Genomic DNA, 20271 nt, shown 5'->3' on the forward strand with positions numbered 1-20271 from the left:
TTTGCGCGCGTTTTCGCAGTTGTCGCGACGGGAAGGTTCTCCTACCATTTGTAGGCTTATGACATAAACGCCTAAATATATAACTATAAAAAATGGAGCCGTGATGATGTCTCTGGAACGAGTGCTGATAGGCAGTGCGCTGATGTTGCTGCTGGGCAATGCCCACGCGCTGGATGGGAAGAAGATATTCACCGAGGGCGGCTCGCAGCCGGGCGCCATGCCTTGCGTAGCCTGCCATGGTGCCGATGGCGCGGGGCTCGCCGCCGCGGGCTTCCCCAGGTTGGCGGGGTTGCCGGCCCTGTATGTGCGTAAACAGTTGGAAGACTTCAAGCGCGGCACGCGTGCCAACCCGGTGATGCAACCCTTGGCGAATGCCCTCACTGACGCCGAGATCGACGCTGTCAGCCAGGCGCTGGCGGCGATGCCAGGCGCCGTCCCGCAACCGATCCATCGCAGCGAGATGCCTATCGGTGCTGCGCAAAAGCTCGCCCAGCAGGGCGCCTGGGAGCGGCAGATTCCGGCATGTGCAAGTTGCCATGGTCCTGCCGGTACGGGTGTCGGCGACACGTTCCCGCCTCTTGCCGGTCAGCCTGCCACCTACCTGGCAGCACAGTTGACGGCCTGGCAAAACGGCACCCGTCACAACGACCCGAATGATCTGATGGGCCACATCGCAAAATCCCTGACGCCGGATGAAGTACAGGGCGTGGCCCAGTATTTCGCCTCACTGAAACTGGAGGCCAAGCCATGAGCCCGTTTGTTTTAGTTCTAGGACTGTTGGGTCTGCCGTCCGCCCACGCCGCTACGATCGCCATGGAAGACCAGTCGCAGTTGCAGCCTTCTGCCGGCCATGCGGCTGTCAGTCAATTCCAGCCGCCCCAAGAGAGCGAGCTGCCTGACAATGCCTACGGCAAGCTGGTCAAGGAGGGCTACGCGTTGTTCGTGGATACCAAACGCCTGGCGCCGACATTCGTCGGTAACGGGCTCAACTGCAGCAATTGCCACCTGGATCAGGGCCGCCTGGCCAACTCGGCGCCGCTGTGGGGCGCCTACCCGATGTATCCGGCCTATCGAAAGAAGAACGACAAGGTCAACACCTTTGCCGAGCGGTTGCAGGGGTGTTTCCAATTCAGCATGAACGGCGGTACGCCGCCGACCGCTGATAGTCGCGAAATTACCGCGCTCTCGGTGTACGCCTACTGGCTGGCCAGCAAAGCACCGTTGGGCGTGGAGTTACCAGGCCGTGGGTATCCCGACGTGGCCCAACCGGCCAAAGGTTATGACCTGTCCGGGGGCGCGCAGGTTTACAAAGGGCAATGCGCCGTCTGCCATGGCCCCGAAGGGCAGGGCCAGAAGGTCGGTGACAGTTACGTGATGCCACCGTTGTGGGGGAAGGACTCCTACAATTGGGGCGCCGGCATGCACCGCATCAATACTGCGGCGTCCTTCATCAAGCACAACATGCCGCTGGGCAAGGGTGGCAGCCTGAGCGACCAGCAAGCCTGGGACGTAGCGGCCTACGTCAACAGCCACGAGCGACCGCAGGACCCGCGCCTGGTTGACGGTTCCGTGGAGAAAACCCGGGTCAAATTCCACGCCAACGATGGGGTCAATCTCTACGGCCAAACCGTAGAAGGCGTGTTGATTGGGCAGGGCATCCGTTAGACTCACGCCCAATCAACGCAAAAATGCCGCGCAAACCCTCGGTTTGTGCGGCATGTGTCTTTTTTGGGAAGTCTTTCATGAAGCGTGAACACGTCAGGGCTCGCCAGGCCGAAGGTCAGATATCGGCCACTCACATCATCCAGAACCCGGCTGACCTCGGGGAATGGATCGTATTCTTCAAGAAAAGCGGCGGTCGCAGTTTTTTCCTGGTGGACGATCAGGATGAAGTCGAATCTTTCTCGCGCCTGGATGAGCTGGTGGAGACCGTCCGTGGCCTGGGTATCAAGTTTGCCGATATCCAGCTGTAGACGTAACGCTTACTTGCAGACCACCACCACACTGCGGCTTTTGAAGTTGCCCACGTCCTGGCCCAGGGTCTTTTCACTTTCCTTGAGCGAAGGCGTGCCTTCGGTACCGACGATACGGTAGCCGGTGCCCGCACAAGAGGCGTCGGCCTTTTCGTAGCAACTGGCCCAGGAATTGGCTTCGCCCGAGCAGTCGATGGTCAGGCCTTGTTCGCCGTTTTTCAGGTAGACATCAGACGTGGTCGTGCAGCCGGCGAGCGCCAATACTGCAGTGAGTGCCAGAATCTTGTTCATGTGTGTTCATCATCGAGGGTGTTGGAGGGCGCGCTGACACTGTCGTGGGGCGTTTCGACGAGACTATAGCGAACTGCCATCTACGTATAGACATGTCTCGTCCTGAAAGTCAGGTGTAAGCCTATTTCAGGGTTATACAAAAGATACAAAAAAGCCCCGTTCACCGGGGCTTTTTTACGCAGCTTCCAAGGCTTACTTGCCCTTCGGTCGCTTGCTCGATGCGTGGCCCGCTTCATCCACAAACACTTCTGCCACCGCAGTTGCCTGGCTCTCGGTCGCGAATGCGCCAGCGACGCTGTCGCCGTGGAAGTTGATCAGGTGCCAACCGTCCGCTCGCTTAGTGATCAGGTAGCCGTTCACGCCTTTGGGTTCTGACATCTATTAACAATCTCGTAGTCTGGTTCAAGGGCGTAATGATAGCTCCAATTGTCGCGCCACCGCCCAAGTTATTCCAGGTCAATGTTTGCGGCGCCAAAGCGTGCTAAAAGGGTTGCAGCCCTTTTCAAGCCACAGGGCTACGCTGTTTTTGTCGGGGTATTGGTGAAGCTCTTTGTAGGATTAGCGGAACTTACGCCGACATTTTTTCTCTATGATGACATCGCAACGCCAGCAGGACCCATTGTAAGGTGACTGCGGCCTGATTAGACTGCGCCGAATTCCGTACGCACAGCCCTTTGTAAGGACCCATATGATCAAGAAATGCTTGTTCCCAGCAGCCGGTTACGGCACTCGCTTCTTGCCAGCGACCAAGGCCATGCCCAAAGAGATGCTGCCGGTGGTGAACAAGCCACTGATCCAGTACGGCGTCGAAGAGGCACTGGATGCCGGTTTGAATGAAATCTCTATCGTTACCGGCCGTGGTAAGCGCGCGCTGGAAGACCATTTCGACATCAGCTACGAGCTGGAAAACCAGATCAAAGGCACCGACAAGGAAAAATACCTGGTTGGTATCCGTAAGCTGCTCGACGAGTGCTCGTTCTCCTACACCCGTCAGACCCAGATGAAAGGCCTCGGCCACGCCATCCTGACCGGCCGTCCGCTGATCGGTGACGAACCGTTCGCCGTGGTACTGGCCGACGACCTGTGTGTGAACCTGGAAGGCGACGGCGTACTGACCCAGATGGTCAAGCTGTACCAGAAGTACCGTTGCACCATCGTCGCGGTTCAAGAGGTCGATCCTCAAGAAACCAACAAGTACGGCGTGATCGCCGGTGACGACATCGGCGATGGCCTGATCCGCGTGCGCGACATGGTCGAGAAGCCAGCGCCTGAAGATGCTCCGTCGAACCTGGCGATCATCGGTCGTTACATCCTGACCCCGGATATCTTCAAGCTGATCGAAGAAACCGAGCCGGGCAAGGGTGGCGAGATCCAGATTACCGACGCCCTGTTGAAGCAGGCCAAAGACGGTTGCGTGATCGCGTACAAGTTCAAGGGTCGTCGTTTTGACTGCGGTGGCGCCGAAGGCTACATCGAAGCGACCAACTTCTGCTACGAGCACTTCTACAAGACTGGCAAGGCTTACTGATTCACGGTTGCCCGCCTGTTGTAAGAGAAAGCCACCTTCGGGTGGCTTTTTCGTTTTTCGCCCCCAACTAAGTCGGTATGCTGATTGCCTGCCGAGGAGAGTGAAATGGCCTACGATTTTGACCTGTATGTGATTGGCGCCGGTTCCGGCGGCGTTCGTGCTGCGCGCTTTGCCGCCGGTTTTGGCGCCAAGGTGGCCGTGGCGGAAAGCCGCTACCTGGGCGGCACGTGTGTGAACGTCGGCTGCGTGCCGAAGAAACTGCTGGTCTACGGCGCGCATTTTGCCGAAGACTTCGAGCAGGCCAGCGGTTTCGGCTGGTCCCTGGGGGCGGCGAACTTTGACTGGGCGACCCTGATCGCCAACAAGGACCGCGAGATCAACCGCCTCAACGGCATCTATCGCAACCTGCTGGTCAACAGCGGCGTGACCCTGCATGAAGGGCATGCGCGACTGGTCGATCCGCATCAGGTGGAAATCAATGGCGAGCGCTTCACGGCCAGGCACATCCTGATCGCGACCGGCGGCTGGCCGCAGATCCCGCAGATACCGGGGCATGAGCACGCGATCGGTTCCAATGAAGCGTTCTTCCTCAAAACGCTGCCCAAGCGCGTGCTGGTGGTTGGCGGTGGCTATATCGCCGTTGAGTTCGCCGGAATTTTCCATGGTTTGGGTGCGCAGACGTCTTTGCTGTATCGCGGCGACTTGTTCCTGCGCGGTTTTGACGGTGCGGTGCGTAAGCATCTGCAGGAAGAGTTGACCAAGCGTGGCCTGGATCTGCAGTTCAATGCCGATATCGAACGGATCGACAAGCAAGCCGACGGCAGCCTCAAGGCCACCCTCAAAGACGGGCGCGTGCTGGAAACAGACTGCGTGTTCTACGCCACTGGCCGTCGGCCGATGCTGGATAACCTGGGCCTGGAAAACACCGGGGTCAAACTGGATAAGCGCGGTTTTGTCGAAGTGGATGACCTGTACCAGACCGCCGAATCGTCGATCCTGGCGATTGGCGATGTGATCGGTCGCGTGCAGTTGACCCCAGTGGCCCTGGCCGAAGGCATGGCCGTGGCGCGTCGCTTGTTCAAGCCGGAGCAGTATCGCCCGGTGGACTACGCGATGATCCCGACAGCCGTGTTCAGCCTGCCGAACATCGGTACGGTCGGTCTGAGCGAGGAAGATGCGAAGGGCAAAGGCTATAAGGTGAAGGTTTTCGAAAGCCGTTTCCGGCCGATGAAGCTGACATTGACCGGCTGCCAGGAAAAAACCCTGATGAAACTGGTGGTCGACGCCGACACCGACAGGGTCCTGGGTTGCCATATGGTCGGCCCGGACGCCGGGGAAATCGTGCAGGGCTTGGCGATCGCGCTCAAGGCGGGCGCGACCAAGCAGCATTTTGATGAAACCATTGGCGTACACCCGACGGCGGCCGAAGAGTTCGTCACCATGCGAACGCCCGTGGCCGACTGATCAGGTGCTGGGCGTTGCCTCGGCGGTCGCTGCAACGGCGGCTGTCAGACGCAACGCCTCGATGCTGGCCTGAGCCTTGATCAGGTCCAGCTCCAGCGCCTTGTTGGCCTGCTGGAATTCGCTCAGCGCGGCTTGGCGTGACTGACTGTCTTGCACCGCGACCCGCAGGCGTTCCTGGAGCAGGGTGCGTTCGCTGTCGATCTGCTTCAACTGTTCGCTCAGGTTGAGTTGCTGCGCCTGGTCCTTGCGCACTTGCTCCTGCAGTGCCGCCAACTCCTTCACCGTCACCCGATGTTCGATCAGCAAGCGCTCGTTGTCGCGGTGCAACTGGGTGATCTCGTCCTGGCGCACCATGGCGCTCTGCTGGGCCTGGCGCAGTTCCGCCTGGACCTGTTGCACCTGGCCTTCGTGGCGTCGTTGCTCCTGTTCGCGCTGTTCTTTGATGGCGTTGCGGTAATGCTCCAGGGCATCCCGGGCGTGCAGGTGTTTGTCTTCCAGCGAGCGAATCTGTTCGTCCTTGTCGCTGATGCGCAGCTCGTAGTCACTGCATGCCTGGCTCAACCCGGCGTTACGGGTTTGTTCGGTCTGCAGGCTGGTGCTGGCGGTTTGCAGGGCTGCGCTTTCTTCGGCAAGGGCCGCAGCCTGGATATCGAATTGCTGTTGCAGTTGGTTGTGGGCTGCTTGCAGCGTTTCGAGCTGGGCGAGCAGGGCGGTTTTCTGTTGCTCGAATTGCGCCAGGGCCAGGTCGATGGGCTCTTGGGCTTTCTCTTTCAGGCGCTGGGCAAGCCGTGCCACCAGTTCGCCGAGTTCATCGTCGATGGGCGCTTCGGTGATGGTCTGCCGCGTTTCGCTCTCGTCCAGTTCCTTCAAGTAGCGATGAATCGTGGTTTTCGAGCCGGTATTGCCCATTTCGATGCGTACTGCGTCGATGCTGGGGTTTTCGCCGCGGGCGAGGATCGCCAGGCGTGCCGTTTGAACGACTGCTTTGTTTATGCCGCCACGAGCCATGGGGTCTCCGTCGATTTAGTACTGTGGTACATGGTATGTATTTACATATCATATCATGAATAAAAACGAGTTAAAAATCATGATCTAACAGATGGGATATTGGCGTATTATCCCGTGTCAGCGCGGTTTTCACCGTGAGTGCGCCCTATCAGCAGTACGAAAAGGCTTTCATGAGCGATCTGGATCGTTACCTCAACGCCGCTACCCGCGATAACACGCGCCGCAGCTATCGCGCAGCCATCGAGCACTTCGAGGTGAGTTGGGGCGGATTCCTGCCCGCCACCAGTGACAGCGTGGCGCGTTACCTCGTGGCCCATGCCGGGGTGTTGGCGGTGAATACCTTGAAGTTGCGCCTTTCGGCATTGGCGCAATGGCATACGAGCCAGGGTTTTCCCGACCCGACCAAGGCGCCGGTCGTGCGCCAGGTGCTCAAGGGAATTCGCGCCGTACACCCGGCGCGGGAGAAGCAGGCGCAGCCGTTGCAGCTCAAGCATCTGGAACAGGTGGTTGCATGCCTGGAAGGGGAGGCGCGCGCAGCGAGCGAAGCCCAGGACCCCGCCCGGCTGTTGCGCGCCAAACGCGACAGTGCATTGATCCTGCTCGGCTTCTGGCGCGGCTTTCGCAGTGATGAGTTGTGCCGATTGAGCATCGAGCACGTTCAGGCCGTGCCCGGGGCCGGCATCAGCCTGTACCTGCCACGCAGCAAAAGCGACCGCGACAACCTCGGCAAGACCTACCAAACCCCGGCATTGCTGCGGCTGTGCCCGGTGCAGGCTTACAGTGAATGGCTCAGCGCTTCGGCGCTGGTCCGCGGCCCGGTGTTTCGCGGGATTGACCGCTGGGGCAACCTGGGCGAGGCGGGGTTGCACCCCAACAGCGTGATCCCGCTGTTGCGCCAGGCCTTGGAGCGTGCGGGTATTCCGGCCGAGCACTACACCAGCCACTCCCTGCGTCGGGGCTTTGCCACGTGGGCCCATCGCAGTGGTTGGGATTTGAAGTCGTTGATGAGTTACGTCGGCTGGAACGACATGAAATCCGCCATGCGCTATGTTGAAGCGACACCCTTTCTAGGCATGACCCTGGCAACTGCGCCGCTGATTTGAGGTTTCTTCTATTGATACTGTCGGCTGATAGAGAAAGCCAATCGCGAGCATCAGGTTTGCCAATGAGCCATCGGCCAAGAGAGTGGGTAGGATTCACTTCATCAACTTACCAACCCCTGACGGAGAGTCAACGATGCCTATCATCAACAGCCAAGTAAAACCGTTCAAAGCGACCGCCTACAAAAACGGCAACTTCGTAGACGTGTCTGACGCTGACCTGAAAGGCAAATGGTCCGTAGTGTTCTTCTACCCGGCCGACTTCACCTTCGTTTGCCCGACCGAGCTGGAAGACCTGGCTGACAACTACGCCGAATTCCAGAAGCTGGGCGTCGAAATCTACAGCGTTTCCACCGACACCCACTTTGCCCACGCTGCCTGGCACAACACCTCGCCAGCCATCGGCAAGATCCAGTACACCATGATCGGCGACCCAACCCTGACCATCTCCCGCAACTTCGACGTGCTGATCGAAGAAGCCGGCCTGGCAGACCGCGGTACTTTCGTGATCAACCCAGAAGGTCAGATCAAGATCGTTGAGCTGAACGACGGCGGTGTTGGTCGTGACGCTTCCGAGCTGCTGCGCAAAATCAAAGCCGCTCAGTACGTCGCTGCCCACCCAGGCGAAGTGTGCCCAGCCAAGTGGAAAGAAGGCGAAGCCACCTTGGCTCCGTCCCTGGACCTGGTCGGCAAGATCTAAGTCTGTGACACATCAAGGGCGGGATTCCGCACCTAAGTAAGCTGCAACCGCCCTCAAAAACGCCCGGGCGAGATTCGCTCGGGCGTTTTTTTTTACCAAATTCAAAGGAATCGCCCGTATGTTGGACGCCAATCTTAAAGCTCAGTTGAAGTCATACCTGGAACGGGTCACCCAGCCGATTGAGATCGTCGCCTCCCTCGATGACGGCGCGAAATCCCAGGAAATGCTTGCACTTTTGCAGGACGTAACCAGCCTCACCACGCTGATTACCCTGAAAACCGAGGGTGACGATGCACGCAAGCCCTCGTTCTCCATCAACCGCCCGGGTGCCGAGATCAGCCTGCGTTTTGCCGGCATCCCCATGGGGCATGAATTCACTTCGCTGGTGTTGGCCCTGCTGCAAGTCGGTGGCCACCCGTCGAAGGCCAGTGTCGAAGTGATTGAACAGATTCGCGCGCTCAAAGGCGAGTTCAGCTTCGAGACTTACTTCTCGCTGTCGTGCCAGAACTGCCCGGACGTGGTCCAGGCGCTGAACCTGATGGCCGTGCTGAACCCGAACATCAAGCATGTGGCCATCGACGGCGCGCTGTTCCAGGCCGAAGTCGATGAGCGCCAGGTCATGGCCGTGCCAAGTGTCTACCTCAACGGTGTGAATTTCGGCCAGGGCCGTATGGGCCTGGAAGAAATCCTCGCCAAGCTCGACACCAGCGGTATCGAAAAAGCCGCCGAGAAGATCAGTGCCAAAGCGGCATTCGATGTGCTGGTGGTCGGCGGTGGCCCGGCCGGTTCGGCGGCGGCTATCTACGCTGCGCGCAAAGGTATCCGTACCGGTGTGGTGGCCGAGCGTTTTGGCGGCCAGGTGCTGGACACCATGTCCATCGAGAACTTTATCTCGGTACAGGAAACCGAAGGGCCGAAACTGGCCAGCGCGCTTGAAGCTCATGTGCGTCAGTACGACGTGGACATCATGAACCTGCAGCGTGCCAGCAGCCTGGTGCCGGCGAAAAATGCCGGTGACTTGCACGAAATCCGTTTTGAAAGCGGTGCGACGCTCAAGTCGAAGACGGTGATCCTGGCTACCGGCGCCCGCTGGCGTGAAATGGGCGTTCCGGGCGAGCAGGAATACAAGGCCAAGGGCGTGTGCTTCTGCCCGCACTGTGATGGCCCGCTGTTCAAGGGCAAGCGCGTAGCGGTGATTGGTGGCGGTAACTCCGGCGTCGAAGCGGCCATCGACCTGGCCGGCATCGTCAGCCACGTTACCTTGCTCGAGTTCGACAGCAAGCTGCGGGCTGATGCTGTGTTGCAACGCAAGCTGTTCAGCCTGCCGAATGTCGACGTGATCACCAGCGCACTGACCAGTGAAGTTAAAGGCGATGGCCAGAAAGTCACCGGCCTGGTGTACAAGAATCGCGACAATGGCGAGTTCACCACCATCGGCCTGGAAGGCATCTTTGTGCAGATCGGTTTGTTGCCCAACACCGATTGGCTCAAAGGCACCGTCGAACTGTCGCCCCGGGGCGAGATCATTGTCGATGCGCGTGGCGAAACGTCACTGCCGGGTGTATTCGCTGCCGGTGACGTGACCACTGTGCCGTACAAGCAGATCGTGATTGCGGTGGGCGAGGGCGCCAAGGCTTCGCTGAGCGCGTTCGATCACCTGATCCGGACCTCGGCGCCGGCCTGAAGTCCGCGCCGTAAATAAAAAACCCCGTGTGTAAACATGGGGTTTTTTATTTCAGGATGGTTTCGGTAGCGTATTTTGCTGGGCTACGCCACTGCCCGATACACAAGGTCTGCACCTTCAGTGCGGGTTTTATTTCTGAGACATCACCTCAAACGCTGCCGGGTATCGGTTGCCCGAGATGTTTTCGGGCGAGAACGTCGCTTCGAGCCAGGTGCATTCCTCTTCGGTCAATTTCAGGCGGGTCGCGGCGACGTTCTGCTCCAGATGTTCGAGGCGTTTCGCACCGGGGATCGGAATGATGTCGTTGCCCTGGGCCAGCACCCAAGCCAGGGCGACTTGCGCAGCGCTCACTCCTTTTGCGGCGGCGATTTCTTCGATCACGCTCACCAACCTGCGGTTTGCCTCGACGTGCCCAGGCTGGAAGCGCGGCAGATTGTGTCGGAAATCTCCCGCTTCCAGCGTGGCGGTAACGGGCGCCTTGCCGGTCAGGAAGCCGCGGCCGAGCGGGCTGAACGGCACGAAGGAAATGCCCAGCTCGCGGCAGGTGTCGAGAACGCCATTGGTTTCGACATCACGCGTCCACAGAGAATATTCGCTCTGTAACGCGGTGATCGGGTGGATGGCGTGGGCTCGGCGCAATGTCTCGGCAGAGACTTCGGAAAGGCCGATCGCGCGAACCTTGCCCTCGGTGACCAGTTCGGCCATTGCTCCGACACTCTCTTCGATGGGCACCGCTGGGTCGACACGGTGCAGATAGTAAAGATCGATGACGTCGGTATCGAGGCGCTTGAGCGAAGCGTGCGCGACGGCCCGGGCATTTTCGGGACGGCCATCCGTTCCGGTGATTTCACCGAAATCGTTCCGATCCCGGTTGTAGATGAAGCCAAACTTCGTCGCGATGACCACGCGTTCCCGATACGGCTTGAGCGCCTTGCCCAGAAGTATCTCGTTGCGATACGGGCCATAAACCTCGGCAGTATCGAAGAAGGTTACGCCAAGTTCGACTGCACGATGCAGTGTCTGGATTGAACTGGTTTCATCTTGGACGCCATAGGCCTGGCTCAGTCCCATGCAGCCCAAACCGATGGCCGAGACGTCGATTTTGCCTAATTTGCGATGTTCCATAACGTGTTCCTCTGTGAAGTTAGCCGGAATACGAACAGGGTAGTGCGAGCGACTAGCGCTGATAATCCGTGCAAGCGAGATTGTGTTGATCTAAAATTTAGAACAATGGACAGAACACAGCTTTCCCAACTCGTCGTTTTCGTCGCCGTCGCCAAGACAGGCAGCTTTCGCGCGGCGGCCGATCAACTCGGCATCGCGCCTTCTGCGGTCAGCCATGCGGTCTCCACGTTAGAGGGCGCCTTGGGGCTGCGCCTATTGGCAAGGACCACACGCTCGACACGCCCGACAGAGGAGGGCGAACGCCTTCTGGCACGGGTCACAGGCCCCCTCGCCGAAATCGAAACCGGGTTCGCGGAAGTTACGGAGGATGCTGTTGCGCCTTCTGGTCCCTTACGGATCACGATGCCGCTCCTCGCTGTCCAGGAAGTCATCATGCGTCGACTGCCGGCATTCGTGGCGCTCTATCCTGCGATTGAGCTCGACATTCGCGTTTCGGATACGTTTGAGAACATAGTCGAGGAAGGGTGTGACGCCGGGATCAGGCTCGGGGAGAGCCTGGAGATCGACATGATCGCGGTACGTGCTGGTGGGGCACGGCGCGGCATGATCGTTGGGGCCCCGGCTTACTTCGCCGGGCATCCCAAACCTCTGCACCCCCGCGACCTGGCCGCACACAACTGCATCCGCCGCAGGTTCCAGAGTGGCCGTATCTACCGCTGGGAATTGGAGCGCGACGGGCATGCCATCAGTGTCGGGGTGAACGGCAATCTGATCCTGCCACAGCAGGAACTGATGAGGCAGGCCGCCCTCGACGGCATTGGGCTGGCTTTTTTGTTTGAGGAAAGCGTTTTGGCCGATGTCCGCGCAGGCAGGCTGATTTCCGTCATGGAAGAATGGTGTCCACCCTTCGATGGCTTTTATATCTACTATCCTTCCCGGCGACTGATGCGTCCTGCATTGCGGGCCTTCATAGAATTCTTCCGTTATGGAGAGTCTGCGTAACACGCCATTCGCGGCACGCTTGGGGGTTGCGCGATGACGTCCGCCGGCCTGGGTCGTGTCATTGCGATTGCCGGGGCCTGGTTCTGACATGCCCACGCGTGCAACCGCTGCACACCCATATGGCCCCCAGCCCACCAAAGCGCCAGTGCTTCAGTGAGCGGAGGGCTGCGCCGTGTAGGTTTTCTTGGCGTCTCATGTCCTCACGCTAGGCGTGGCATCGGACATTTTGATGGCGTCGGATTTTTACAGCGGCGTGGGCTGAATGATCTCAACCCAGTAAGCGTCCGGGTCCTTGATGAACGCCAGGCTTTTCATGCGGCCATCGCTCAGGCGCTTCTGGAAGTCGCAGCCGAGGGCTTCGAAGCGCTCGCACGCGGCCACGATATCCGGCACCGAAATGCAGATATGGCCAAAGCCGCGTGGGTCGGTGTTGCCGTTATGGTAGGCGAAGTCGGCGTCGTTTTCGGTGCCGTGGTTGTGGGTCAGTTCCAGGATGCCTGGGATCGAGTTCATCCACTGGGTACGCTCGGTGGCGTCTGCGGGGATCCGGGCCTTGTCCACCAGTGCGAGGAAGTACAGGCTGAATTCGGCTTCCGGGAAGTCGCGCTTTTCGAGCAGCGAGAACCCGAGGACGCGGGTGTAGAAATCCAGGGATTTGGTGATGTCCTTGACCCGCAGCATGGTGTGGTTGAACACGAAGTTCGACGTGGCGGTGTCAGGCTGGGCGGTGACGCCCGGGAAAGTGTTCAGATCGTGCAGGCTCATGGGCCCTCCAGAAAAAAATGGGGCAAACGCGGCGTGAGATGAGCGGTGCGTTCCCTTGGCTTGCGGCAAGCATTCGTGCGGCTGGGCCATGATACGCAAGGCCCGCCCGCCGCGCCAAATGAAAAAGCCCACGCAGGCCTTGCGAGCCGCAGGGGCTGGGCCGCAAACTTCGGCGCTTGAACCTGGGATGTTTTTGTAATGAGCGAATGTCGTACAGCGTTGTTGAGCACGTTGTGTTTGTTATTGGGTAGCCCTATGGCGCTGGCGGCCGAACCGGAAATTCACTGGCCCAGCGGCTGGCAAATCGAGGAAGTGGAGCCTGCCGGGGAGACGCCCGCCAACACTCAACCGGTGTCTCGGCAACGGGCAATCAAGAATGATGAAAATGGCGCGACAGTGATGGTCATGGAGTTGACGGGCACGCCGATCGAGGCCGGGCATGCCGTCAATCTTGAGGGCGTGTTACTGGAAATGCGCAAGTCCATCCAGAAAGACTTTGCCCAGGGCGGCTATCAAAGTGTGTGCAGCAAGATGCATCCTACAACATTGAGTCGTCTTGAGGCGCTGGAAACTACTTGTGTGATTACCGAGAACGGCCGCCACGTACTCTCGCAAACATTGGTGGGCGCTGTTGATACCGATAAAGCCTTTGTTTTTTCATACGCAGGCCAGGCGCAAGCATACGAAGCGAGCAAGGATGAAGTCCGTTCGGTGCGCGACAGCCTGAAACTTTGAAAAGGCCCCACAGTAAGCGTTTTTGAACAAAGTGAAATGTTATTTAAGTTCGCATTCGAACGTTTAAACAAAAAAAGCCCCGCTGTTGCGGGGCTCTTTGCAAGTGCGTTGTCGATCAGCCGCGAAGCCAGGAATCTACAGTGGCAGCGCCGTACTGTTCTTTCCAGGCTTTCAGGCCGCGGTGGTTGCCGCCTTTGGTCTCGATCAGTTCGCCGGTGTGCGGGTTCTGGTAAACCTTAACCACGCGTGCGCGACGCTGTTTTGGTGCGGTGGCGACCGCTGCGGCCTTGCCTGGGTTAGGGTCAAGGATGGAAATGATATCGCGCAGGCCCTTGCCATAGCTCTTCATCAACGCTTGCAGCTTTTCTTCGAATTCGATTTCTTTCTTCAGGCCAGCGTCGTTCTTCAGGGATTCCAGCTGGGCAAGCTGCTCTTGAAGGGCTTTTTCTGCTGCGCGAAATTCGGCGAGTCTGGACAAAATCTTTACTCCAATAGTGTATTTGGCTGATATCAACTGCAGATAACGCTATAAGCCAAGAGCTGTAAGGCGACTCAAGAAAGAAGCCTTCCTGCGAGTTCTGCACAGGTATGAAAAATTGTAGTAGTTAATCCGTCACGAGTAAATCATGTCTTTAGCTAATTAACACTCTTTCATCGGCGCGGTAGATGGCTATTCAATGGCTGATCAGGGATTTAATGAACTCATCGCAGGGCAGCGGGCGCCCGAACAGGTAACCCTGCAGGAAATCCACGCCTTGTGCCGCCAGGTATTCACATTGCTCGATTGTTTCCACGCCTTCGGCAACGATGCCCAAGTCGAGCTTGCCGGACAGCTCTATGATGCTGTCCAGAATATGCCGCGAGAGAGCATCTACACCGATCATGGCGACAAAGCTTTGATCGATCTTCAAGTAGTCGACATTGAAGTTGCGCAAGTAGGCCAGGCTGGAGTGACCGGTACCGAAGTCATCGATTGCAATCATCACACCCAGTTCATGCAGCGCATCGAACAGGCGGCGGGTGATGTCCGTAGGGTTGATCAGCTCGCGCTCGGTCAGTTCCAGCACCAAGGTTACCTGGCCAGGCGGGAAGGCCGCGAGAAACTCGCGACAGTCCTGCACCAGGGCCAAGTCCTGGCAATGACGCGCGGTGATATTCACGCCGATATGGAAGCCACGGGGAAAATGCTCGGCATGCGGCGCCAGTTGCGCTGCCGTCTGGCGCAGCAGCGCGCGCGTCATGGGTACGATCAGGCCGCAATCTTCGGCCAGCGGAATGAACAGGTCCGGCCGCACCAGGCCTTCCTTGGGGTGGTTCCAGCGCATCAAGACTTCGCAGCCGGCCCACTCGCGCGTATCCCCGCGTACCACCGGCTGGAAATAGGCGACGAACTCATTGGCGCCCAGGGCCCGTTGCAGCTCGTGGGTCGGGGCCGACGAGCGTTTCTGCAGCCAGTGAGCCAGCACGCCCGCCAGTACACCGAAGAACACCACCAGGCTGAACAGCGCCGGGTAACGCTCCTGCATATAGCGCCAGGTTTCCCCGGCCGGCATGCCGGCGTCGACACTGTAGTGATAACGCGGCGACACCAGATGGTGATGGGCCACGGCAAATACCGGCAACGCCGTGTCCTGCACCTTGCCGTCAGCGCCCATCCAGTGCGGCCCTACCTGCAGGACCAGCTCTGCGTGGCGGCTGATCAGGCGCAGGGCGTTGGTCAGGTGGTAGCCATCAATCGACGCAAAGGCGCCTTGATCACCGTCGACCAGGCGGTATACCAGCAGTGCGGTATCCGGTGTGACCGGGTTGCCATCCATCAACCACAAGCGCCCATCGACATAATCGCCCGGGTTGACCTGCGATTCATAACCACCGCCGAACAAGGAACTGCAATAGATGTTTTTCTGCCAGGACAAGGTGGTTGCCCGGACAAACGGCCGGCGCGTGACTTGCTCGCGCAGTGCCAGCTGCACGCCGCTGTCACAGGGCTGGCCGGCCAGCGGCAGCAAGGCCTGGGCGGCGAGGGCGGTGTTGTCGAGCATCAGGTCGAACTGGCGCACCGCTTCCTGGGCCATCTGCGCGGTACTTTGTTGCAGCGTGCGTTCAGCCTGCCAGTGCAGGATGAGTATGCCCAGGCCGATTGGCAGCAGCGCGCTGAGTGCGCTGATCAGGTAGCGAGTGGCGCGTTTTTGCGGGCCGTTGACGGTCAGGGGCATGGGGCGAACGGTCTGTGGTGGGAGGCGGAACGCCGCAAGGCGCAGGATTAACTCGATGATAGATGGCCGGGCTCAATTAAGCTCGCCGCGGCAGAGAAATCCACGCTTTGTGCAACTTGAATAAAGGCCAGGGTCGCCGGTGTCGACTGGCGTTGATCCAGCACCGCCAGGCCAACTTCGCGGCTGACCGGCGGCGACAGCGGGCGCACGGTGTAGCGCGCATCCGGCGTTTCGGGCAGCGACGCCTGCGCCACCACGCTGACGCCGTCGCCGCGACTCACCGCTTCCAGGGTGCTGAGCAATTGCGAACAGCGATAACGCACATTCGGGGTCAACCGGGCGCTGTCGAACAGTCGCGAAACCAGTTCCAGCGAGCCGGCTTCGGTGAGGATGAACGGGTCGGTGCACAGCGCCTTCAGTGCCACGCAAGGGCGTTCGGCCAAGGGGTGGGCGGCGGGCAAAAGGGCGACCATCTGGTCTTTGAACAGCGCAAACGTATCGAATCGTTCGTGCTCCAGTACCACAAACCCGACGTCGATACGCCGCTCATCCAGCCATTGGATCACTTGGCGATCCGGGCCTTCGTCGACATGCACTTCAATGCCCGGATGCTGCAGCCGATAGCGCTTAAGAATGCGCGGCAGCAGGCGATTGGATGAGGTGGGGCCGAAAGAGCCGATGCGCAGCGTACCGCGTTTCATCCCGCGCGCGTCGCAGGCTTCCTGCTGCAAGGTGTCGGCCACGCCGAGCAACGTGCGGGCGCGTATCAGCAGTTGCCGGCCGATGTCGCTGAGTTCGATTGGGGACTGATGGCGTCGAAACAACTCCACCCCCAGCTCTTGCTCCAGGGCTTTGATCGCATGGGACACGGCAGACTGACTGATCCCCATGCGAAGGGCTGCACTGGTGAAACCTTGCAGTTCGGCGACCCGCGAGAATATTTCCAATTGCGTGAGGGTCATGAGTATTTACTCATTTTACGATGATTGATCATTAGCTGGAGGATACGCCAATCCTACAGGCCACAGAGCAACCCGCCGATGACATCTTCCTCCGACCGCTCGACTTATCTGAAGCTCACCGCTGTGACCATGATCTGGGGCGGGACCTTTGTGGCCGGCCGCTACCTGGCGACCGACCTTGACCCGCTGCTGGCCGCGACCCTGCGTTTTCTATCGGCGAGCGTTGCACTGTTGCTGTTCATGGCCTGCGCACGCGTGCGCCTGACTCGCCCTGACGCCAGGCAATGGGCGCGCCTGGCCGTGTTGGGTTTTTTCGGCATCTTTTTCTACAACCTGTGCTTCTTTTACGGCCTGCATTACATCAATGCATCGCGAGCCTCCTTGATCGTGGCCCTAAACCCCGCAGTGATCGGCGTGGCTTCATGGTGGCTGTTCAAGGAACGCCTGGGCGCGGCCAAGTGGCTGGGGATTGCCTTGTGCCTGGTCGGCGCGGGCACGGTGATTGTCAGCCGCAATCCCCAACTGCTGCAGGTCGCAGCCAACGCGTGGGTCGGCGATTTACTGGTCTTCGGCTGCGTGGTGGGGTGGGGCGTGTACTCATTGTGTTCCCGTGAACTCAACCAGAGCCTGGGCGCGTTGCAAACAGTCACGTGGTCGATTCTGCTGGGGACAGTAATGCTGACGGCCACCACCCTCATCAGTGGCAGGATCAGCCTGAATGCGCTGGCCGCCGTGCATTGGCCGCAACTGTTCAGCCTGTTGTACCTCGGGGTGCTGGGCTCGGCGCTGGCGTATATCGGCTGGTACGACGGCATCCGCCGAATCGGCGCGACCCGCGCCGGTGTGTTTATCGCGCTGAATCCGCTGACCGCCGTCATTTGCGGCGCGGTGTTGCTGGATGAGCGACTGACTCTGCCGATGCTATTGGGCGGCGCGGTGATCCTGCTCGGTATCTACCTGTGCAACAAACCCCTTGCTCCGAGCAGGCCAATGGGGATTTGATAAGAGTGCGGACAAACACTGTTACGCTGTGTAGAATCGATTTACGCATACAAGAATATGGACTTGCGCTCACGCAAGCCTCAGCCGTCAGAGACTGATGTACCCATGAAGCTACTCGGCTCCCCCCTCATCTTCGGTGACTTCCTCGCCCGCAGCGTGCGAGGTCTCTCGTGTGCGCCTCCCTCCCACTTCATCCTTGCTGGCAATTGACATCCGTTCATCCCAAGAATGAAGAGGCGCCGAAAATGGCTGACCAATACGAAAACCCAATGGGCCTGATGGGCTTTGAGTTCATCGAATTCGCATCACCCACCCCAGGCACCCTGGAGCCGATCTTCCAGATCATGGGCTTCAGCAAAGTCGCGACCCACCGATCCAAGAACGTTGACCTGTATCGCCAGGGTGAGATCAACCTGATTCTCAACAACGAACCCAACAGCATCGCCTCCTACTTCGCGGCCGAGCACGGCCCATCGGTGTGCGGCATGGCGTTCCGTGTGAAGGACTCGCAAAAGGCCTACAACCGCGCCTTGGAACTGGGCGCCCAGCCGATCCATATCGACACCGGGCCGATGGAGCTGAACCTGCCGGCGATCAAGGGCATCGGCGGCGCGCCGTTGTACCTGATCGACCGTTTCGGCGAAGGCAGTTCGATCTACGACATCGATTTCGTCTACCTCGAAGGCGTAGAGCGCAACCCGGTCGGTGCCGGCCTCAAGGTCATCGATCACCTGACGCACAACGTGTATCGCGGGCGCATGGCCTACTGGGCCAACTTCTACGAGAAACTGTTCAACTTCCGTGAAGCGCGCTATTTCGATATCAAGGGCGAGTACACCGGCCTGACCTCCAAGGCCATGAGCGCCCCGGACGGCATGATCCGCATCCCGCTCAACGAAGAGTCGTCCAAGGGCGCCGGGCAGATCGAAGAGTTCCTGATGCAGTTCAACGGTGAAGGCATCCAGCACGTGGCGTTCCTCACCGACGACCTGGTCAAGACCTGGGACGCATTGAAGAAGATCGGCATGCGCTTCATGACCGCGCCGCCGGATACCTACTATGAAATGCTCGAAGGTCGCCTGCCGAACCATGGCGAGCCGGTGGACCAACTGCAAGCGCGCGGCATCCTGCTCGACGGTTCGTCCATTGAAGGCGACAAACGCCTGCTGTTGCAGATTTTCTCGGAAACCCTGATGGGCCCGGTGTTCTTCGAATTCATCCAGCGCAAGGGCGATGATGGCTTCGGCGAGGGCAATTTCAAGGCGCTGTTCGAGTCCATCGAGCGTGACCAGGTGCGCCGCGGTGTACTGAACACCGACTGATCACCTTCTCGTCACAACAAACCCGGTCGAGGTCGCCTCTGCCGGGTTTTTTTGTACGCCAGGTGTGAGGAACCGTATTTCGAGCCGCGTCCACAAAGATGGCAGGGCCGCAGGAAACCTCCTGTGCCTTGATGCAGGGATGCCGAACTTCAGTAGTCACGTCGGGATACATTTTATGATCAATACATCCTATGCAAGCCAACATCCGCTTACCCCTTACGCGCAAAACGAGCCCGCAGTGTCCACTCGCCGCATCCGCTCGACCAGCGACTCGGACCCAGTCGACCAGGCGTTTCAAAACTACATGGACCGCATACAGTCAGAGTTCCGCGACGGTTCGCTGAGTGCCGGCGGGCGAGCGCTGGCGACTGCCGTCGTAAGGCCTGGCAAACCGGGAGCACCCGGTGTGCAGGTGTCGACCTTTGGCGTCGATGGCGTACAAGCCAAAGACATCGTCATGGCCAAGCGCACGCCGGCGACCGCCGAAGGGCCGAACTTTCTGATGTATTTGCCGGAGCAAAAAGGTCAGTCGTTTCACGCATTCAACACCCGTGAAGAAATGACGGCCTCGCTCAAGGCGGCGCTCAGCGATCCAAAGAAGGTGGACCAGCTTGCCGCACACTTCTCCAGTGACGCGGCGCCAAAGCAAGTGGAGCGGGTCAAGCAGGTGCTGGGGAAATTTGCCGCTGGCGATCCCAATCAGGTGGTCGGCAGTTATGGGTATGAGAAGGGGGACATCTTTACGCGTCTGGACAAAGACGCCAGCACCCCGCCGGTGCCGGTCAACGGCCTGACCGACACGCGCCTCCACAACCTATCGCCGGACGGCACAGCCACCTACGTCGGGACGCGCGCGGATGGCAATAAGGTGCTTTATTATTATGACGGTTACGGCAACCTGCATGGCGGTAGCAAGGATGGTCCCTACTTAGTGCGTAACGGGCTGAACAATAACGACCCGCTCGTATTGATGACGCCCAAGGAATACAAAGCGGATCTCGGTAATCTTCTCCTGAGCAATGCGGGCGCCAATGATCTGAATGGGCTCTACGACGAATTCCTCAAGCAGCTCAGAAACCCAGGCCATGGCCTGGGGACGGCGCTGGAGGCGTTGGGCGTTCCTGAAGACGTGGCTTATTCTATCGAAAAAATCGCCAAGAACCCGGTCACAGGCACGTTGCTCGAGCTGAACCAGGGCAATCGACTGGGCAATCTGTTTGGCGTCAAGAAAGAAGTGATGGATGCCTCCCTGGAAGAGGTAGGCAATCAAGTGCAGAGCGACATCCCGATTTACGGCTCAAGGCGCGAGCAACTGAACGCCGTGGCCGACCTGTTGGAAAAGCAATTTGGCACGCCTGTTCAGCCAACAGTCCAGGTGCAAACCCGCTGAATTG

At 59.1% G+C, this 20271-nt stretch carries 21 protein-coding genes; 13 read left to right on the top strand and 8 right to left on the bottom strand.

Annotated features, from left to right (window positions below; translation table 11 throughout):
* Nucleotides 1-103: 103 nt before the first annotated feature.
* From ACVWZP_RS04740 to ACVWZP_RS04750, 3 genes are all read left to right on the top strand, one after another.
* Nucleotides 104-751 carry a c-type cytochrome gene (locus tag ACVWZP_RS04740; protein WP_046383540.1) on the top strand — a complete coding sequence of 216 codons (648 nt, stop codon included), beginning with the start codon at nucleotides 104-106 and terminating at the stop codon, nucleotides 749-751.
* A complete protein-coding gene (locus ACVWZP_RS04745) occupies nucleotides 748-1665 on the top strand; it encodes a c-type cytochrome (RefSeq protein ID WP_026139942.1) in 918 nt (305 codons plus the stop codon). Before ACVWZP_RS04740 ends, ACVWZP_RS04745 begins: the two co-directional genes overlap by 4 nt.
* Nucleotides 1666-1742: 77 nt before the next feature.
* Nucleotides 1743-1973 (top strand): hypothetical protein, encoded by a 231-nt coding sequence (locus ACVWZP_RS04750; RefSeq protein ID WP_046383538.1) that lies wholly within the window; start codon nucleotides 1743-1745, stop codon nucleotides 1971-1973.
* A 9-nt stretch (nucleotides 1974-1982) separates the two neighbouring features.
* Here the strand turns inward: ACVWZP_RS04750 and ACVWZP_RS04755 are convergent, their stop codons facing one another.
* Together ACVWZP_RS04755 and ACVWZP_RS04760 are read right to left on the bottom strand one after the other, a co-directional pair.
* Complete coding sequence (locus ACVWZP_RS04755) at nucleotides 1983-2264, bottom strand: hypothetical protein (RefSeq protein ID WP_017846307.1); 282 nt, start codon at nucleotides 2262-2264, stop codon at nucleotides 1983-1985.
* A gap of 192 nt (nucleotides 2265-2456) precedes the next feature.
* Nucleotides 2457-2642, bottom strand: a complete 186-nt coding sequence (locus ACVWZP_RS04760; RefSeq protein ID WP_017846306.1) for a hypothetical protein — start codon at nucleotides 2640-2642, stop codon at nucleotides 2457-2459.
* A 310-nt stretch (nucleotides 2643-2952) separates the two neighbouring features.
* On the opposite strand from ACVWZP_RS04760, the gene galU reads away from it, so the two are divergent.
* Complete coding sequence (galU, locus tag ACVWZP_RS04765; RefSeq protein ID WP_003212579.1) at nucleotides 2953-3792, top strand: UTP--glucose-1-phosphate uridylyltransferase GalU; 840 nt, start codon at nucleotides 2953-2955, stop codon at nucleotides 3790-3792.
* Between the two features lie 105 nt (nucleotides 3793-3897).
* Nucleotides 3898-5256, top strand: a complete 1359-nt coding sequence (gorA, locus tag ACVWZP_RS04770) for a glutathione-disulfide reductase (protein ID WP_046383537.1) — start codon at nucleotides 3898-3900, stop codon at nucleotides 5254-5256.
* On the opposite strand, the gene ACVWZP_RS04775 is transcribed toward gorA, so the two are convergent.
* Complete coding sequence (locus ACVWZP_RS04775) at nucleotides 5257-6264, bottom strand: DNA-binding protein (RefSeq protein WP_046383536.1); 1008 nt, start codon at nucleotides 6262-6264, stop codon at nucleotides 5257-5259.
* Between the two features lie 170 nt (nucleotides 6265-6434).
* On the opposite strand from ACVWZP_RS04775, the gene ACVWZP_RS04780 reads away from it, so the two are divergent.
* The 3 genes from ACVWZP_RS04780 to ahpF all read left to right on the top strand — a co-directional run bounded on the left by ACVWZP_RS04780 (nucleotide 6435) and on the right by ahpF (nucleotide 9748).
* Nucleotides 6435-7367: a site-specific integrase gene (locus tag ACVWZP_RS04780; protein WP_046383535.1), complete on the top strand. Its 933-nt coding sequence runs from the start codon at nucleotides 6435-6437 to the stop codon at nucleotides 7365-7367.
* A 133-nt stretch (nucleotides 7368-7500) separates the two neighbouring features.
* On the top strand, nucleotides 7501-8064 hold the full coding sequence (gene ahpC / locus ACVWZP_RS04785) for an alkyl hydroperoxide reductase subunit C (RefSeq protein WP_010210361.1): 564 nt from the start codon (nucleotides 7501-7503) through the stop codon (nucleotides 8062-8064).
* Between the two features lie 118 nt (nucleotides 8065-8182).
* Nucleotides 8183-9748, top strand: coding sequence for an alkyl hydroperoxide reductase subunit F (gene ahpF / locus ACVWZP_RS04790; RefSeq protein ID WP_046383533.1), 1566 nt, complete (start codon nucleotides 8183-8185; stop codon nucleotides 9746-9748).
* A gap of 129 nt (nucleotides 9749-9877) precedes the next feature.
* On the opposite strand, the gene ACVWZP_RS04795 is transcribed toward ahpF, so the two are convergent.
* Complete coding sequence (locus tag ACVWZP_RS04795) at nucleotides 9878-10873, bottom strand: aldo/keto reductase (protein ID WP_057004170.1); 996 nt, start codon at nucleotides 10871-10873, stop codon at nucleotides 9878-9880.
* Between the two features lie 105 nt (nucleotides 10874-10978).
* On the opposite strand from ACVWZP_RS04795, the gene ACVWZP_RS04800 reads away from it, so the two are divergent.
* The gene (locus ACVWZP_RS04800; RefSeq protein ID WP_108524183.1) at nucleotides 10979-11875 is read left to right on the top strand and encodes a LysR family transcriptional regulator; all 897 of its coding nucleotides are present in this window, start codon (nucleotides 10979-10981) and stop codon (nucleotides 11873-11875) included.
* Between the two features lie 243 nt (nucleotides 11876-12118).
* On the opposite strand, the gene gloA is transcribed toward ACVWZP_RS04800, so the two are convergent.
* On the bottom strand, nucleotides 12119-12640 hold the full coding sequence (gene gloA / locus ACVWZP_RS04805; RefSeq protein ID WP_108524182.1) for a lactoylglutathione lyase: 522 nt from the start codon (nucleotides 12638-12640) through the stop codon (nucleotides 12119-12121).
* Between the two features lie 198 nt (nucleotides 12641-12838).
* Between gloA and ACVWZP_RS04810 the strand changes: the two genes are divergently transcribed.
* A complete protein-coding gene (locus ACVWZP_RS04810; RefSeq protein ID WP_046383529.1) occupies nucleotides 12839-13375 on the top strand; it encodes a DUF4946 domain-containing protein in 537 nt (178 codons plus the stop codon).
* Nucleotides 13376-13490: 115 nt separating this feature from the next.
* Here the strand turns inward: ACVWZP_RS04810 and ACVWZP_RS04815 are convergent, their stop codons facing one another.
* The 3 genes from ACVWZP_RS04815 to ACVWZP_RS04825 all read right to left on the bottom strand — a co-directional run bounded on the left by ACVWZP_RS04815 (nucleotide 13491) and on the right by ACVWZP_RS04825 (nucleotide 16553).
* The gene (locus ACVWZP_RS04815) at nucleotides 13491-13853 is read right to left on the bottom strand and encodes a histone-like nucleoid-structuring protein, MvaT/MvaU family (RefSeq protein ID WP_017846297.1); all 363 of its coding nucleotides are present in this window, start codon (nucleotides 13851-13853) and stop codon (nucleotides 13491-13493) included.
* 196 nt (nucleotides 13854-14049) lie between these two features.
* Nucleotides 14050-15591, bottom strand: coding sequence for an EAL domain-containing protein (locus ACVWZP_RS04820; protein ID WP_457369442.1), 1542 nt, complete (start codon nucleotides 15589-15591; stop codon nucleotides 14050-14052).
* A gap of 47 nt (nucleotides 15592-15638) precedes the next feature.
* Nucleotides 15639-16553, bottom strand: coding sequence for a LysR family transcriptional regulator (locus ACVWZP_RS04825; protein ID WP_457369443.1), 915 nt, complete (start codon nucleotides 16551-16553; stop codon nucleotides 15639-15641).
* Between the two features lie 78 nt (nucleotides 16554-16631).
* On the opposite strand from ACVWZP_RS04825, the gene ACVWZP_RS04830 reads away from it, so the two are divergent.
* The 3 genes from ACVWZP_RS04830 to ACVWZP_RS04840 all read left to right on the top strand — a co-directional run bounded on the left by ACVWZP_RS04830 (nucleotide 16632) and on the right by ACVWZP_RS04840 (nucleotide 20267).
* Nucleotides 16632-17555 (top strand): DMT family transporter, encoded by a 924-nt coding sequence (locus ACVWZP_RS04830; protein ID WP_457369444.1) that lies wholly within the window; start codon nucleotides 16632-16634, stop codon nucleotides 17553-17555.
* A 245-nt stretch (nucleotides 17556-17800) separates the two neighbouring features.
* On the top strand, nucleotides 17801-18877 hold the full coding sequence (hppD, locus tag ACVWZP_RS04835; RefSeq protein WP_017846293.1) for a 4-hydroxyphenylpyruvate dioxygenase: 1077 nt from the start codon (nucleotides 17801-17803) through the stop codon (nucleotides 18875-18877).
* Nucleotides 18878-19052: 175 nt separating this feature from the next.
* A complete protein-coding gene (locus ACVWZP_RS04840) occupies nucleotides 19053-20267 on the top strand; it encodes a dermonecrotic toxin domain-containing protein (RefSeq protein WP_301556173.1) in 1215 nt (404 codons plus the stop codon).
* Nucleotides 20268-20271 lie beyond the last annotated feature (4 nt).

The organism is Pseudomonas sp. TE36184 (assembly GCF_054060055.1).